The organism is Jiella pacifica (assembly GCF_010500815.1).
Taxonomy (GTDB): domain Bacteria; phylum Pseudomonadota; class Alphaproteobacteria; order Rhizobiales; family Rhizobiaceae; genus Jiella; species Jiella pacifica.
Genome location: NZ_JAAAMG010000002.1, coordinates 1 through 15,730, shown reverse-complemented (window position 1 = coordinate 15,730; position 15,730 = coordinate 1). Strand labels below are relative to the sequence as shown.

14 protein-coding genes, 1 tRNA gene and 1 riboswitch are annotated in these 15,730 nt (G+C 67.0%); of the genes, 6 read left to right on the top strand and 9 right to left on the bottom strand.

What is annotated here, in order from left to right; genetic code table 11:
• Positions 1-171 precede the first annotated feature (171 nt).
• Positions 172-1,698: an NAD(P)H-hydrate dehydratase gene (locus GTK09_RS02850; protein WP_163461003.1), complete on the top strand. Its 1,527-nt coding sequence runs from the start codon at positions 172-174 to the stop codon at positions 1,696-1,698.
• Positions 1,699-1,804: 106 nt separating this feature from the next.
• Here GTK09_RS02850 and GTK09_RS02845 read toward each other — a convergent pair whose 3' ends face one another.
• The 3 genes from GTK09_RS02845 to GTK09_RS02835 are packed head-to-tail and all read right to left on the bottom strand — an operon-like array spanning position 1,805 to position 5,617.
• Positions 1,805-4,072, bottom strand: a complete 2,268-nt coding sequence (locus tag GTK09_RS02845; RefSeq protein ID WP_163461002.1) for a xanthine dehydrogenase family protein molybdopterin-binding subunit — start codon at positions 4,070-4,072, stop codon at positions 1,805-1,807.
• Positions 4,065-5,123, bottom strand: coding sequence for an FAD binding domain-containing protein (locus tag GTK09_RS02840; RefSeq protein ID WP_163461001.1), 1,059 nt, complete (start codon positions 5,121-5,123; stop codon positions 4,065-4,067). The genes GTK09_RS02845 and GTK09_RS02840 overlap by 8 nt, the downstream gene beginning before the upstream one ends.
• Positions 5,120-5,617, bottom strand: a complete 498-nt coding sequence (locus GTK09_RS02835) for a (2Fe-2S)-binding protein (RefSeq protein WP_163461000.1) — start codon at positions 5,615-5,617, stop codon at positions 5,120-5,122. The genes GTK09_RS02840 and GTK09_RS02835 overlap by 4 nt, the downstream gene beginning before the upstream one ends.
• Before the next feature lie 210 nt (positions 5,618-5,827).
• On the opposite strand from GTK09_RS02835, the gene GTK09_RS02830 reads away from it, so the two are divergent.
• Complete coding sequence (locus GTK09_RS02830; RefSeq protein WP_163460999.1) at positions 5,828-6,448, top strand: TetR/AcrR family transcriptional regulator; 621 nt, start codon at positions 5,828-5,830, stop codon at positions 6,446-6,448.
• Positions 6,449-6,520: 72 nt separating this feature from the next.
• On the opposite strand, the gene GTK09_RS02825 is transcribed toward GTK09_RS02830, so the two are convergent.
• From GTK09_RS02825 to apaG, 4 genes are all read right to left on the bottom strand, one after another.
• A complete protein-coding gene (locus GTK09_RS02825) occupies positions 6,521-7,459 on the bottom strand; it encodes a prephenate/arogenate dehydrogenase family protein (RefSeq protein ID WP_163460998.1) in 939 nt (312 codons plus the stop codon).
• Positions 7,456-8,553, bottom strand: coding sequence for a histidinol-phosphate transaminase (hisC, locus tag GTK09_RS02820; RefSeq protein WP_163460997.1), 1,098 nt, complete (start codon positions 8,551-8,553; stop codon positions 7,456-7,458). Before hisC ends, GTK09_RS02825 begins: the two co-directional genes overlap by 4 nt.
• 37 nt (positions 8,554-8,590) lie before the next feature.
• A complete protein-coding gene (gene pheA, locus GTK09_RS02815) occupies positions 8,591-9,385 on the bottom strand; it encodes a chorismate mutase (protein ID WP_163460996.1) in 795 nt (264 codons plus the stop codon).
• Positions 9,386-9,487: 102 nt separating this feature from the next.
• Entirely contained in the window at positions 9,488-9,880 is a 393-nt protein-coding gene (apaG, locus tag GTK09_RS02810; protein ID WP_163460995.1) for a Co2+/Mg2+ efflux facilitator ApaG/CorD, read from the bottom strand.
• Between the two features lie 218 nt (positions 9,881-10,098).
• Between apaG and GTK09_RS02805 the strand changes: the two genes are divergently transcribed.
• Entirely contained in the window at positions 10,099-10,704 is a 606-nt protein-coding gene (locus GTK09_RS02805) for a CDP-alcohol phosphatidyltransferase family protein (protein ID WP_163460994.1), read from the top strand.
• Between the two features lie 333 nt (positions 10,705-11,037).
• On the opposite strand, the gene GTK09_RS02800 is transcribed toward GTK09_RS02805, so the two are convergent.
• The gene (locus tag GTK09_RS02800; protein ID WP_163460993.1) at positions 11,038-12,231 is read right to left on the bottom strand and encodes an O-succinylhomoserine sulfhydrylase; all 1,194 of its coding nucleotides are present in this window, start codon (positions 12,229-12,231) and stop codon (positions 11,038-11,040) included.
• 65 nt (positions 12,232-12,296) lie between these two features.
• Positions 12,297-12,374: riboswitch (SAM riboswitch) on the bottom strand.
• A 92-nt stretch (positions 12,375-12,466) separates the two neighbouring features.
• Between GTK09_RS02800 and GTK09_RS02795 the strand changes: the two genes are divergently transcribed.
• The 3 genes from GTK09_RS02795 (at position 12,467) to GTK09_RS02785 (ending at position 15,236) form a co-directional block, all read left to right on the top strand.
• Positions 12,467-13,558 carry a 2'-deoxycytidine 5'-triphosphate deaminase gene (locus GTK09_RS02795; protein ID WP_312869582.1) on the top strand — a complete coding sequence of 364 codons (1,092 nt, stop codon included), beginning with the start codon at positions 12,467-12,469 and terminating at the stop codon, positions 13,556-13,558.
• Positions 13,559-13,727: 169 nt separating this feature from the next.
• A complete protein-coding gene (locus tag GTK09_RS02790) occupies positions 13,728-15,050 on the top strand; it encodes a UDP-glucose dehydrogenase family protein (RefSeq protein ID WP_163460992.1) in 1,323 nt (440 codons plus the stop codon).
• Between the two features lie 109 nt (positions 15,051-15,159).
• Positions 15,160-15,236, top strand: a tRNA-Pro gene (locus GTK09_RS02785).
• Between the two features lie 44 nt (positions 15,237-15,280).
• Here GTK09_RS02785 and GTK09_RS02780 read toward each other — a convergent pair.
• On the bottom strand, positions 15,281-15,730 hold a 450-nt coding region (locus GTK09_RS02780), incomplete at its 5' end, for an integrase core domain-containing protein (protein WP_163460991.1).

The following is a 15,730-nucleotide window of genomic DNA, read 5'->3' as shown; positions in this document are numbered from 1 at the left end:
AATAGCGAGCCTGCGGCAGGGGGCAATGGAGCCGACTGGCCATTGCCGTCGTCTCATGGCGATTTTTCGCCTTCGCAGGCCGCCCTATCATCTCGAACGGGAAGCAGACAGAATCCACGGGCAGGCAATGCCTATTCGCTGCCCAAATTGACGAAATAAAAGGCAGACAAAATGGCGCAGAATCGCGCATCGGATGCAGCTTTACTCACTCCCCGCGAGATGGGCGAGGCGGACCGGCTGACGATCGCTGCCGGCACGGCCGGGATCGTGCTGATGGACCGGGCGGCCGCCGCGGTGGCCGCGGCGGCGATGGAACGCTTTGCGGCGGCGAGGCGGATCGCGCTTCTCGCTGGACCCGGCAACAATGGCGGCGACGCCTACGCCGCGGCGGGGAACCTCTTGCGGGCGGGGCGGCACGTGCAGCTGTTTCATCTCGTATCGCCGGAGAAGCTGTCCGGCGACGCGGCGATCGCCGCTGCGGCCTATCATGGGCCGGCCAGCGTTCTGTCGGGGTTTCGACCGGAAGGCTTCGACCTCGTGGTCGACGGTCTCTTCGGCGCCGGGCTGTCGCGGCCTCTCGACGGGGACGTGGCGGAGGTCGTTGCGCGGCTGAAGGCGGCGGCGACGCCGGTGCTCGCCGTCGACCTTCCGTCCGGCATCTCCGGCGAGACCGGCGCGGTTCTCGGTGCGGCCATCGAGGCGGACGCGACCATCACCTTCTTTCGCAAGAAGCCGGGGCACCTGCTCGAGCCGGGCCGCTCTCATTGCGGCGAGGTCGTCGTCGCCGACATCGGCATTTCCGCTGAGGTTTTGGGCGAGATCGGGCCAAGGGCATTCGAGAATCGGCCGGCGCTGTGGCGCGAGCGGCTCGTGCTGCCGATCGAGGCGGGACACAAATACGACCGCGGCCATGCCGTCGTCTTTTCCGGCGGAGCGAGCCAGACGGGGGCGGCCCGGCTTGCGGCGACGGCGGCGCTCAGGGCGGGGGCAGGGCTCGTGACGGTGTTCTCGCCGGCCAGTGCGATCATGGTCAACGCAGCCCATCTGACGGCGGTGATGCTGAAGCGCTGCGACGACGCAGCAGAACTCGACGAGCGCCTCGGCGACGAAAGATTGAACGCTTTCGTGCTCGGCCCAGGCTTTGGGCTGGGCGAGAGCGCCCGCGCCTATGCGAAAGCAGTGCTGGCAGCCGGGCGGCGGCTGGTGCTCGACGCTGATGGGATCACCGCCTATCAGGACGATCCTGGTGCGCTGTTCGAGATGGCGGGCGATGCGGCAATGGCGCCCGAGGATGCCGAGCCGACGCTCGTCCTCACCCCCCATGCCGGCGAGTTCAAGCGGCTGTTCCCCGATCTCTCGGCGGCGGAGGGCCTGTCGAAGCTCGATCGCGCGCGTCAGGCGGCGGCGCGTTCGAACGCGATCGTCGTCCTGAAGGGCCGCGACACGGTGATCGCCGCGCCGGACGGTCGCGCGGCGATCAACCCCAGCGGCACGCCCTGGCTGGCGACGGCCGGAACGGGGGACGTCCTTACCGGCATCATCGCCGCGCAACTGGCGCAGGGAACGCCGACGTTCGAAGCCGCCGCGGCCGGCGTCTGGATGCACGGCAAGGCTGCGGAATTCTTCGGGCCGGGGTTGATCGCCGAGGATCTGCCGGCGATGCTGCCGAGGGTCTTTGCGGAGCTTGCGGGCGTCTGATCTTCTCGCGGCCCCGGTCGAACCTCCCAATAGCTGCCTGTGGGAAGCATAAAGCCCGCCAGCATGATCTGCCGGCGGGCTTCATTGTGAAGAGGGTAAAGCCCCCTCAACGGGCCGCGGCGCCCTCCAGTAAGTCGGCAACGTTGATCGGGAAACGCCGAACGCGTACCCCCGTCGCGTGCCAGATCGCGCCGGCTATCGCCCCCACCGTTCCAGTGACGCCGATCTCGCCGACGCCCTTGATGCCGAGTGCATTCACGTAGGGGTCGTCCTCGTGGACGAGGATCGTCTCGAGCGACGGCACGTCGGCATTCACCGGCACGCGGTACTCGGCGAGGTTGGCATTCATGATCCGCCCCGAGCGCTTGTCGTGCACCGCCTCCTCGTGCAGGGCGAAGGAGATGCCCCAGATCATCCCGCCATAATACTGGCTCTCGACCATGCGGGGATTGATCACCCGGCCGGCGGCGAAGGCGCCGATCAGCCGGGTGACGCGTATCTGGCCGAGATCCGGGTCGACCGTCACCTCGGCGAAGACCGCGCCATGGGCGTCCATCGCGTATTTTTCGCGTGGGCCGGCGTCCGGAACGCCTTGGCCCTTGCCTTCGATCTCCGCGAGGCCCGCACGCTGGAGGATCGCGGCATAAGGTTCGCCGCGGCTCTCGTCGTCCTGGCGCACGAGCCTGCCGTTGCGGGCGACGACGCCGACGTTGCCGGCGCCGTAGAGCGGCGAGTTTTCGTCGTTCACCGCAAGCTCGGTCAGTTTGGCGATGACGTCCTCGCCGGCCCGGTGGAGCGCCATGCCGGCCGTCGCCGTGTGGCCGGAGCCGCCGGCGATGCCAGCGTCCGGAAGGTCGGAGGAGCCGGCGCGGAATTCGGTCTCGTCCATGGAGAGGCCCAGGCCGTCGGCGGCGATCTGGTGGAGCGCCGTCCAGGCGCCCTGGCCCATGTCGTGGGCGCCGGTTTCCATCAGCCCGCTGCCGTCTGCCCGGATCACCGCGCGGGCGGCGGCCTGGAACATGATCGCCGGGAACATCGCCGTGCCGACGCCCCAGCCGACGAGCCGCCCTTCGGCGTCGCGCATCGAGCGCGGCTCGAGCGGGCGTTTCGCCCAGCCGAAGCGTTCCGCGCCCTTAGCGTAGCATTCGCGCAGAGCCTTGGAGGAGAACGGCTTGCCGGAGATCGGCTCGACCTCGGCATAGTTCAGGAGGCGGAAGTCGAGCGGATCCATGCGCGCCGCGAAGGCCGCCTCGTCGATGGCGCCTTCCAGCGCCGCCGAGCCGCTGGCCTCGCCCGGTGCGCGCATGAACATCGGCGTGCCGATGTCGATGCGGGCCCCTTCATGCGTGGTCCGGATCCCGGGCGCCGCATAGAGGGTGTGTGAGGCGTTGGAGGCGGGCTCGACGAAATCGTCGAAGCGGCTAGTGGAGGCGAGGGTGTGGTGCTCGATGGCCGTCAGCCGGCCGTCGTCACTCATGCCGAGCCGCAGCGTCTGGCGGGTCTGGCCGCGATGGCCGACGGGCCCGTACATCTGCTGGCGGCTGAGCACCAGCTTGACCGGCGCCCCGACGTGCTTCGCCGCGATGATGCCGAGCATCTGCGGCCCCGCCGGCATGCCCTTGGAGCCGAACCCGCCGCCCAGGAAGGGGCTGCGGATGTGGATGTTCTCGGCCGGGATGCCGAACAGGCCTGCCACCCGGTCGATGGCCATCGCCATGCCCTGTGTCGGCATGTCGATCGACAGCCTGTCGCCGTCCCATGCCGCGACGATGGAATGGGGCTCCATCGCGTTGTGATATTGCGGCGGGGTCTCGTACGTCGCTTCCAGGGTCTTCGCCGAGCCCGCATATTCGGCGTCGAAATCGCCGGTTTCCGCCCTGGCCGGAGCGCCGGGACCGACGACCTCGGGGACGAAGTTCTCACCGTCGAGGTCGACCCGTGGCGCTTCGACCTCGTATTGCGGCGCCAGCAGCGCGGCGCCTTCGTTGGCGGCTTCCAGCGTCCGGGCGACCACCAGCGCGATCGGCTGGCCGGCATAACGCACGCCGTCGTTCTGCAGGAGATCCAGACGGAACATGAAGCCGTGCAGCTTGGCGTCCGGATCCAGCGCCAGCGGCGGCCGGTTCTGCGGCGTCAGCACCTCGACGACGCCGGGATGGGCTTTTGCCGCCTCGACGTCGAGATGAGTCACCCGGCCGCGGGCGATGGTGGCGGTCGCGACGACGGCGTAGAGCAGGCCCTCGGGATTGTTGTCGGCGGCGTAGGTGGCCTGGCCGGTGACCTTGAGGACACCTTCGCGCCGGGTCATCGGCTGGCCGATGTTGGAGCCCTGGCGCTGGCGCGAGCCGGTGGGAAGCGAAGCGATCTCAGACATTGACGACACCTTCCGGAATGGGGGCGAAGGGCGAGGCGGGCAGTGCCGGCATGCGGTCCGGCGTCCCGGCGGCGGCCATCGCCAGCACGCGGGCGACGACCCGCTTGCCGAGTTCGATCTTGTAGCCGTTGTCGCCGGATGGTCGGGCTTCGGCAAAGGCCGCTTCTGCGGCCTTCTCGAATACCTGTTTCCCAGGCGCCGCGCCGGCGAGGAGGGCCTCCGCAGCCTTGGCCCGCCAGGGCTTGGTGGCGACGCCGCCGAGCGCGAGGCGGGCTTCGACGATCGTGCCGTTCTCGATCTTCAGGGCCGCCGCCGCCGAGGCCAGGGCGAAGGCGTAGGACGTGCGCTCGCGGACCTTCAGGTAGCGCTGGTGGTCGGCGAAGGCGGCGGCGTCCGCCGGCAATCGCACCGCGACGATCATTTCGCCGGCTTCGAGCACCGTCTCCCTGTCGGGCGTGTCGCCGGGCAGGCGGTGGAAGTCGGTCAGCGGAACCTCCCGCTGGCCGCCCGCGCCGGCGATCTCGACGATGGCGCCGAGTGCGGCGAGCGGGACGCAGAAGTCCGACGGGTGGACCGCGATGCAATGATCGCTCCAGCCGAGGACGGCGTGCGAACGATTTTCGCCGCCGAGGGCGTCGCAGCCGGTGCCGGGCTCACGCTTGTTGCAGGCGCTGGCCGGGTCGTTGAAATAGCTGCAGCGGGTGCGCTGCATCAGGTTGCCGCCGACGGTGGCGGCGTTGCGCAGCTGCGCCGACGCGCCCGCAAGCAACGCCTCGGCGACCACCGGGAAACGTTTGGCGAAGTCCGGATCGTGGGCGAGGGCCGAGTTCTTGACCAGCGCGCCGATCCGGGCCGACCCGTCGGGCAGGGTCTCGATCCCGTTGAGATCCGGCAGATGGGTCAGGTCGACCAGCCGGCTCGGCCGGGTGACGCCGCCCTTCATGAGGTCGAGGAGGTTGGTGCCCGCGCCGAGATAGGCCGAGCCGGGCTCGCCGGCGGCAGCGACGGCCTCGGCGATCGAGGACGGTCGAACGTATTCGAAGAGATTCATGCCGCGTCCCTTTCCTTGCCGGCGGAGATTTTCGCCTGGGCGTCGAGGACGGCCTCGGTGATGCCCTTGTAGGCGCCGCAGCGGCAGATGTTGCCGCTCATCGCCTCGCGGACGCGCTCGGCATCCTCGCCGGCCTGGGCTTCGGCGATGAGGCCGACGGCGCTCATGATCTGGCCCGGCGTGCAGAAGCCGCACTGGAAGCCGTCATGGTCGATGAAGGCCTGCTGCACGGGATGCAGCGCGTCACCGTCCGCGAGGCCCTCGATGGTGGTGATGGAGGCGCCGTCGTAGCTGATCGCCAGCGCCAGGCAGGAATTGATCCGCTGGCCGTGGACGAGGATCGTGCACGCGCCGCACTGGCCCCTGTCGCAGCCCTTCTTGGAGCCGGTGAGATCGAGCCGCTCGCGCAACAGGTCGAGAAGCGTCACGCGGGGATCGTCGAGAACGATTTCGCGTCGCTTCCCGTTGATCGTGAGTGTCAGGGAAAGGTTCATCAGGTTACCTTTCGAGGAATCGGATGATCGGGACAGGCGTTCGAGCCGGCATTGCCGGGCGGCAGTCGCCGCATTCGGGGCGGGCAAGGGCTCGTCTTGCGGTTCGGCCGCCGGCGGAAGAACGGAACGGGCGGCTTGGGCCGCCTGCCGAGATGCAATTATACGGAGGCTCCCTCCGCTTTCAAGGCTGGAAGGATTATAATTCTTCAGATGGAGAGACAACCGACCCCGGCAATCCGGCGCCCGCGCGCCGACTCGCTACGAAACCGTGAGAAGCTGTTGGGCGCCGCCGCCGCGGTGTTCCGCGAAACGGGCGGCGAGGGCACGCTGGAAGCCGTGGCGCGACGCGCGGGCGTGGGAATCGGGACGCTTTACCGGCATTTTCCGACGCGCGAGGCGCTGTTCGAGGCGGTCTATCGGCGCGAGATCGATCAGCTCGCCGAGCTGTCGCTGCGGCTGGAAGGGTCGAGCGATCCGGTGGCGGCGCTGCGGAGTTTCCTGCACGAATTGGTGGGAATGGTCGCGACGAAGAAGGGGATGATCAAGGCGCTGGCCATCGCCATGGACGGCTCCTGCGAGATCGCCAACTATTCGCAGATCACGCTTCTTGCCGCCGTCGAGCGGCTGCATGGGCCGGCGGTTCGGGCCGGAACGCTTCGTGCCGACGTTTCGGGCGAGGATGTCGCGCAGACCGTCGTCGGCATGTGCCTCGCCCGCCGCGACGAGCGCTGGGAAGCGGCGGTGGTCCGCCTCAGCGACGTCTTCCTGGACGGCTTGTGCACCGGACGGCCCGGCGAGACGCCAGGGCGATCCGGGAGCAAGGAGGCGTAGCGCGAAGAGCGAAAACCCCGTCGCCGGGCCTCGTGCCAACGAGTCGAGACGCCGAGCGCCCGCTCGTTGCAATCACTGCCCGGGCTTCGCCCCGCCTGCCGGCTCGCGGCCGAAATTCGGCTTGGCCGTATCCTGACCGGCCTCGATGACGTTGCGCCGGATCGCCCTCGTGCGGGTGAAAAGGTCAAACAGCGCATCGCCGTCGCCCCAGCGGATCGCCCGCTGCAACGTCGCGAGGTCCTCGGAAAAACGTGCCAGCATCTCCAGCACCGCATCGCGGTTGGTCAGGAAGACGTCGCGCCACATCGTCGGGTCCGAGGCGGCGATACGGGTGAAGTCGCGGAAGCCTGAGGCCGAGAACTTGACGACTTCCGACTGGGTGACCTCTTCGAGGTCCGCTGCCGTGCCGACGATGTTGTAGGCGATGAGATGCGGCACGTGGGACACGATGGCGAGCACCAGGTCGTGATGCTCCGCGGTCATCGTCTCGACATTGGCGCCGCAGGCCTGCCAGAACGTCTCGACCTTCGCGATCGCCGCCGGATCGGTGCCCTCGGGCGGCGTCAGGATGCACCAGCGATTGTGGAAGAGTTCGACGAAGCCGGCCTCTGGGCCGGACTGCTCGGTGCCCGCGAGCGGATGGGCCGGCACGAACTGCACGCCCTCCGGCAGATGCGGCGCCATCTGCGCGATCACCGCGCCTTTGACCGAACCGACGTCGGAGACGATCGCGCCTTGCTTCAGATGCGGCGCGATCTCGCGGGTGATCGCCCCGCAGATGCCGACGGGAACGCAGAGGATCACGAAGTCGGCGTCCCGGACGGCCTCGCTCGCCTCCAGATGGTAGCTGTCGCCGAGGCCGAGTTCCTCGGCCTTGTCGAGGGTCTCCCTGCGCCGCGTGGCGATCGCGACATGGCCGGCGAGGCCGCTCGCCTTGATATTGAGGGCGATCGACGAGCCGATCAGGCCGATGCCGATCAGCGCGACGCGCCGAAACAGAGGCTCGCTCATGCCGACGGGCTCTTCAGGAATTCGGCGAGCGCCGCCACCACGCCGCGATTGGCTTCCTCGCTGCCGATCGACATGCGCAGCGCGTTCGGAAAGCCATAGCCGGCGACCCGGCGGAGGATGAAGCCGCGCGCGGTCAGGAATGCGTCCGCTTCGGCCGCGCCCTTGCCGGTCTCGTCGGGAAAGTGGACCAGCACGAAATTGCCGACGCTCGGCGTCACCTGAAGCCCCAGCGCCTCGATCGCGCGGGTCGTCCAGTCGAGCCATTCGGCGTTGAAACTCGCGGCCGCCTCGATGAAGGCGCGATCACGGATCGCCGCAGCGCCGGCGGCGATCGCCGCGGCATTGAGGTTGAACGGCCCGCGGACCCGGTCGAGGGTTGAGACGATCGCCTCCGGCCCGTAGAGCCAGCCGATCCTCAGGCCCGCGAGGCCGTAAATCTTCGAGAAGGTGCGCGTCATCACGACATTCTCGCAGGCCGAGACGAGCTCGATGCCGGCGCCGTAATCGTTGCGCCTGACATATTCGGCATAGGCTGCGTCGAGAACGAGAATGACGTGGCCCGGCAGCCCGGCCTGCAGCCGCCTCACCTCGTCGAAGGGCAAGTACGTGCCGGTCGGATTGTTCGGGTTGGCGAGGAAAACGAGCTTCGTTTTGTTCGTCACGCGCTCCAGAATGGCATCGACGTCGGCCGTGCGGTCCTTCTCCGGAGCGACGACGGGGGTCGCGCCCGCTGCCTTGATCTGGATCTCGTAGACGAGGAAGCCGTGCTCGGTGTGGATCGCCTCGTCGCCGGGTGCCAGATAGCACTGGCAGAGCAGGCCGAGGAGTTCGTCCGAGCCGTTGCCGCAGAGGATGTTTGCGGTGTTGAGTCCGTGCACCTCGGCGATCGCCGCCTTCAACTCGCTCGCCTGGCCGTCCGGGTAGGAGGCGAGGTCGGCCATCGCGCGGCGCGCGGCCTCGATCGCCGCGGGTGGGGGACCGAGCGGCGTCTCGTTCGACGACAGCTTGTGAAGCTTGATCCCCTCGGGCGCGCGGCTTTTGCCGGGGACATAGATCTCGATGTCGAGCACGCCGTTCTTGGGAGTAGGTTTCATCGCCGCTTGGCCTTCGAAAGAGATGTCGTGGCAGCCGTCAGGAACGCTGCGGCGCCAACGGAGCCGCATAACCACCAATCTGTCGGATGTCGAGGGCGCCGCCGAGCTGCGCGGCGAGGGCTTCCTGCGGCAGCCGCGAGGCGACGAGCGCGTGGGTGACGTCCTCGCTCGACAGGCTGGCGACGACGTCGACCGCCTCGCCGAGATCTGCCAGCGGACCCGGCAGTTTTACAGCATAACAGGCGACTTCCGGCGGTACGGGATCGGCGAGCGGCGGCGCGATCACCAGCGCCGGGCTCGCGGCCGGTCGGCCGGGTACGTCGAAGAAGGGCAGCCGCGCTACCACCTGGGCATTCTCCAGCCGCTCCCACCATGGATCGCTCGTTGCCTGAAGGTCGACGACACCGAGCCTGTCGTCGCCGCCGGTCTCGATCGCCTCGACGACCTCGGCCGGCGAGGGCTTGAGCGTCACCGGCACGGTGAAGCCGAAATAGAAGCGAGCTGTCTCGATGGCCGAGGTCGGTTCACCGCTGGCGAATACTTCAAACGGTGCCTGAAGCGCGGTGAAGGTCGAGATGATCTCGCGCCACAGATGCTCCACGGCGGTCACGGGCAGATGGCCCGAATGGCGCTCGGCGAGGCGGTGCATCATCTCGGCCTCGCGGCCGGGCCGGAAGGCGGCACCGTTCTTGGCGGTGCCCTTCACCTTGATCAGTTCGTCGATCACCGCGGCGCGCTGCATCAGGAGCCGATGAACCGACTCGTCGATTGCGTCGATCTTGGCCCTGAGTTCCAAAAGCCGCGAGGGATCGGCCTTTTGAGGCTCGTTCATCGCCCTCTCCGTTGGTTGCGCGCCGCTTCTAGACCGACGCCGCGAACTTGGCAAAGCGTCTGGCGAGCCGAGCGACCGCCCGGACGGTGACGAGAGCTGGGCTCAGTTGAGAATCCGGTCGTCCGACGGCAGGTCGAGCGAGAAGGCCGGGATTTCCACCTCAAAAATCTCGCCGCCGTCGGAGCGCATCGAGTAATAGCCGCGCATGATGCCCGACGGCGTCGGCAGCGGGCAGCCGGAGGTGTAGGTGAAGCTGTCGCCCGGCAGGATCACCGGCCGCTCGCCGACCACACCCGGCCCTGAGACTTCCTCGACGTGACCATTCGCATCGGTGATGTGCCAGTATCGCTGCTCGAGCGTCACGGCGACGTCGCCGTCATTCTCGATCTCGACCCGATAGGCCCAGATCCAACGACCTTCGGACGGCTCGGACTGCTCGTCCAGAAAGACCGGCATCACGGTCACGACGATCTGCCGCGTCGTCGCTTGGTACATTGCGCTCGTAGCCTTTTCGGAACCCTGAGATCACGGATCCGGAATGATAGCGCAAACTTGCGACGAATTCATCGCTCGGTGGCGGTATCCTGCGTTCTTGGTTTCCTGAGCGGGCCATCGCGAAATCGGCATGACGATGTTGCGAAAAGCGCCGTGGCGACGAAGTGTGAACAGATGTCAGTGCTGGGCGCGGCAGGGTGCGAGAAAAGGGACGGCCATTGCTCGACGCGGTTCTGAGGCGAAGGATCGACCCGCCGGTGGCGCGGCTCGCGGCGTTGCTCGTAACTTATGGGGTGGGTGCGAACGCGGTCACGGTCGCGGGTCTCGTCATCGGCCTTGCCGCCGCCGCAGCCATCGCCCTCGGCAGCCCGCTCCTCGGACTGATGCTCATCCTCCTGTCGCGGCTGTGTGACGGACTCGACGGCGCGATCGCCAAAGACACCCGGCCGACCGACCTCGGCGGCTATCTCGACATCGTCTTCGACTTCGTCTTCTACGGCGCCATCCCGCTCGGCTTTGCCGTGCTCAACCCGGCACAGAATGCGCTGCCGGCTGCCGTGCTGCTTTTGACGTTTTACGCCAACGGCGCAAGCTTTCTGGCTTATGCCATTCTCGCCGAAAAGCGGAAGATCGCCACCGACGTCAGGGGGACGAAATCGTTCTTCTTCTCCACCGGCCTAGCCGAAGCCAGCGAGACGATCATCGCGTTCTGCCTGTTCTGCCTGTTTCCGGGGTGGTTTCCGGTCATCGCGCTCGTCTTCGCGGGGATGACGGCCTGGACGTTTGCCGCGCGGGTCTGGCTGGCGGTGAGGACGTTCGGGTGAGGGGGGAAGGCTGCCCTGGCAAGAATACCGCGTTTCCTGCCTACGCCCCGATTTTCGAAGCTTCCGCGGGGTCGCGGCCCGCACCCTCGCCCTTCGAGGCTCGCCCGCTCGGCGAGCGCGCGAGCGCCTCAGGATGAGGGTGCTCAGTTTTCGCCGCAAGGATCGCCCAGAGAATGCAACATGGAAAGCCTGGCGGGCGATCGAAGGGAGAGACGCGGCGATAATAGGTCGGCGGCGATAATACAGGGCGCAGCGGTAACATAGCCCCTCATCCTGAGGTGCCGCCGAGGGCGGCCTCGAAGGGCGAGGGGCGCCAGGCGCCGACCTCACCCCTCACACTGCCGAAAGCGCCGCCTCGATGTCGTCCCACAGGTCCTCGACGTCCTCCAGCCCGAGCGACAGGCGAATGAGACCGTCGTCGATGCCGAGTTCGGCCTGCGCCTCGGCCGAGAGGTTCTTGTGGGTCGTCGTCGCCGGATGGGTGACGAGGCTCTTTGCGTCGCCGAGATTGTTGGAGATCAGGATGATTTCCAGCGCGTTGAGGAAGCGGAAGGCCGCCGCCTTGCCGCCGGCGATGCCGAAAGCGACGAGGGTCGAGCCGGCCGCCATCTGCCGCTTCGCGATGGCGTAGTCGGGATGATCCTCGCGGTGCGGGTAGAGAACCCGGGAGATCTCGCTGCGCTCGGCGAGGCGGTCGGCGACGGTGGCGGCCGCGGCGGTTTGGGCGACGACGCGCAGGGGCAGGGTTTCCAGACCCTTCAACAGCGTCCAGGCATTGAAGGGCGACAGCGCCGGGCCGGTGTGCCGGTAGAACTGGTGAAGGTTCTCGTCGATCCAGTCCTTTGACGACAGGATGACGCCGCCGAGGCAGCGGCCCTGGCCGTCGATGTGCTTGGTCGCCGAGTAGACCACGACGTCGGCGCCGAGATCGAGCGGCTTCTGGTGGATCGGCGTCGCGAAGACGTTGTCGACGACGAGGGTGGCACCGGCCGCATGGGCGATCTCGGCGACGGCGGCGATGTCGATCACCTCCAGCGTCGGATTGGTCGGCGTCTCCATGAAGAACACCTTGGTGTTCGGCCGCACCGCCTTCTGCCACTGGTCGAGGTCGCGGCCGTCGATCAGCGTGCAGTCGACGCCGCACCGCGCCATCACCGTCTCGACCACGTAGCGGCAGGAGCCGAAGAGCGCCCGGGCGGCGACGATGTGGTCGCCGGCCTTGACCTGGCACTGGATGGCGGCTGCGACGGCGGCCATGCCGGAGGCTGTGCCGCGGGCGTCCTCGGCGCCTTCCAGCGCCATCATCCGCTCTTCGAACATGCGGTTGGTCGGGTTGGCGTAGCGCGAATAGATGAAGCCGGGCTCATCGCCATTGAAGCGAGATTCGGCGGCCTCGGCGGTCGGGTAGACGAAGCCTTGCGTCAGGAAGAGTGCCTCGGAGGTTTCGCCGAATCCCGACCGCGTCGTTCCGCCGTGAACCATCAAGGTGGCGGGTTTCAGGGGCTTCTTGTCGCGTGGCTTCAGCATCGTCTTCTCCGAACAGCAAAAAACCGGCCTTTGCGGATATCGCAACGCCGGTCCCTAAAAACGTCCTCGTCTTCGGATCGGCCCTTTAGCGAGTTGTTTTACGTGGCTGCAAGCCGGCCGGCCAAATCACCACGATGGCTTTGCAAATAGCTCCGATGCAGATAGGCGTCAATCCGCGAAAACTTGGGATGCCCGCGCCAGGGGGGCGGGCGGATGACGAGAGGACGGCTCGACGGTGAGCGCGACGTTGCAAGGCATTCTACCGGATCGGGAGATCGCGGCGCTGTTTCAGGCGGGCGCCTTGTCGTCCACGCGTGGGCGCGACGAAGACCAGATCCAGCCGGCCTCGCTCGATCTGCGGCTCGGTCCGCTCGCTTACCGGGTCCGCGCCAGTTTCCTGCCCGGGGGCGGGCATTCGGTGGCCGACAAGCTGGAGCGGTTTGCGCTGCACGAATTCAGCCTCGAAGGCGGCGCCGTGCTCGAGACCGGCTGCGTGTACGTCGTGCCGCTGATCGAGCGGCTGGCGCTGCCGGACCATGTGCGCGCCACGGCCAATCCGAAGTCGTCCACCGGCCGGCTCGACATCTTCACCCGCGTCCTCGCCGACAACACTCAGGAGTTCGACAAGGTGCCGGCCGGCTATCACGGCCCGCTCTATCTCGAAATCTCGCCGCGCACCTTCCCGATCCTGGTGCGGGAAGGCTCGCGCCTGTCGCAGATCCGCTTTCGCTGCGGCGAGCCGATGTTGTCGGCCTCCGAACTGACCGATCTGCACGAGCGCGCGCGGCTGACGACGGCCGAAGCGGCCAACATCTCCGAAGCCGGGATCGCCTTGTCGATCGATCTGTCCGGCGACCCGGGCACGCTCGTCGGCTACCGCGGCAAACGCCACACCGGCCTCGTCGACGTCGACCGGCGAGCTGCCTATCCGCTCGCCGACTACTGGGAGCCGATTGCCCGGCGCGGCACCGGCGAGCTGGTGCTCGACCCGGACGAGTTCTACATCCTCGTCTCCAAGGAAGCAGTGCACGTGCCGCCGGACTATGCGGCCGAAATGACCCCCTTCGATCCGCTGGTCGGCGAGTTCCGGGTCCATTACGCTGGCTTTTTCGATCCGGGTTTCGGCCATTCCCCGGCCGGGGGCGCGGGTAGCCGGGCCGTCCTCGAGGTGCGCAGCCACGACGTGCCCTTCATCCTCGAAGACGGCCAGATCGTCGGCCGTCTAGTCTATGAGAGGATGGCGGCGCGGCCGGATCGGCTCTACGGCACCGATCTTGCTTCCAACTATCAGGCCCAGGGGCTGAAGCTCTCCAAGCATTTCGTCTGACCACCGGCTGGTTTGAAATCAACTTTCGAGGCTTCCCTTTGGGAACAGCGGGGCCATGGTTGCGGGATTGTCGCGCCGGCCGGCAATATCGGCGAATTGGCGGAACTCGGCTTGACTGTCGCCGCAACCGGTGTATCGCGGCAGCAACGTCGAAAGAAGGAATGAAGCAGTGGCGGCAGCAGAAGTGTGTGTGGTCGGCGTCGGCTATGTCGGCCTGATCCAGGCAGTCGGGCTAGCAAGCTTCGGCCAGAAGGTCGAATGCGTCGATCTCGACGTCCGCAAGGTCGAGATGCTGAGGAAGGGCGTCCCGCCGATCTTCGAGGAGGGCCTCGAAGAAGCGCTGGCGGACGTGATCGACCGCGGGATGATCTCGTTCACCGCCAATGTCGCCGATGCACGCCAGGCCGGTCTGTTCTTCGTCGCCGTCGGGACGCCGACCAGCGAGCGGACCGGCAATGCCCGGCTCGACTATCTCGAAGCGGCGGTCTCCGACATCGCCGGGATCGCCAGGGACGGGGCGGTCATCGTCGTCAAGTCGACGGTGCCGATCGGCACCTGCGCGGGGCTGCAGGCCAAGCTCGATCGCGATCATCCGGAGAAGCGGCTGCACATCGTCTCCAATCCCGAGTTCCTGCGCGAAGGCACGGCGCTGAAGGATTTCTTCAATCCCGAGCGGATCGTCATCGGCGGGGCGAACGAAGCCGCGCGGGAGCGGGTGCAGGCAAGCTATGCCGCCTTCGCCGATCGCGGCATTCCGGTGATCCTCACCGACACCTCGACCAGCGAGACGATCAAATACGCCGCGAACGCCTTCCTGGCGACCAAGGTCACCTTCATCAACGAGATCTCCGATCTGGTCGAGACCGTCGGCGGCGACATCGATCAGGTCGCCCGCGGCATCGGGCTCGACAGCCGCATCGGCCCGCAGTTCCTGCGCGCCGGCCCGGGCTATGGCGGTTCGTGCTTCCCGAAGGACACTTTGGCGCTGGCGACCATCGGCCGGCGCCACGGCGTCCAGCAGCAGATCGTCGAGACCGTCATCCGCATCAACGATTCGCGGCGGTTCCGCATCCTCAAGCGGATCGAGGCGGCGATGGGCGACAAGCTTGCCGGCAAGCGCCTCGCGGTGCTCGGTCTCGCCTTCAAGGCGGATACCGACGACGTTCGCGACAGCCCGGCGGTCGACATCGTCCACGCGCTGCTCGAGGAAGGGGCGGACGTGCGGAGCTTTGATCCCGTGGCGAAATTTTCCGTCGACCATCGCGGCTATCGCCAGTGCGATTCGGTCGCCGCGGCCTGCGAAGGGGCGAGCGCCATCCTGGTCGCGACCGAATGGGCCGATTTCAAGAACTTCGATTTCAGCGAGATCGAGTCCGTGGTGGAGCGCCGCTACATCTTCGACATGCGCCGCGTCGTCGACATTGGCGCGGCCTGGGCGCCCCGCTGGGACATCGAGCGGATCGGCTCGCCGATGCAGCGAGCCACCGCCTGAGGCGCCGGGACGGCGGCGAGTTTGTCGCCGGTCTTCCCGGCCAATCCGGTGGCCGGCAGCGCTGAAACATCTTGCGTCGGCGGTCCCGTTTGGTTAGGCAGTCATTCGTCGGAGCGTAGCGCAGCCTGGTAGCGCACCTGGATGGGGTCCAGGGGGTCGGAGGTTCGAATCCTCTCGCTCCGACCAATTTTCAAATTGTCCGACCCGGAGACATGGGTAACAGAACGTCCCTAAGACATGGGAGACAATCTCGTGCCGAACGGATTGTCGATGGTCTGCAAGGTTCTCTGTTCCAAGTCGATGTATCCGAGATCGTAGCTCATGAAGCTGACGATCCAAATGCCTTCGTCGATCTCCTTGATGCCGAGCCTCTGACCGGCCATGAAGGTGGAGACATTGATCTTCTTTCTATGCATGCAGATCCGCCCGCAGGCGGTGACGAGGATATCGCGGTCGTGGAAGGGATATTCGACCTCCGGCAGCCCGTGATAGGCTTTTGAAGAGGGACGATACACCTCGTCAGGCGTCTTCATGTCGAGTGCTTCATGCGGACGTTCGTGATTGAATTCGCTGACGAATTCATCGAAGCGGGCCTGCTGTTGCAGAATGTTCGCGCCGGGCGGTCGCGTCGTTTCCGTCTTCAAGGTCAGATGCATCCGTTCGTGGCGACCGTTCTGTTG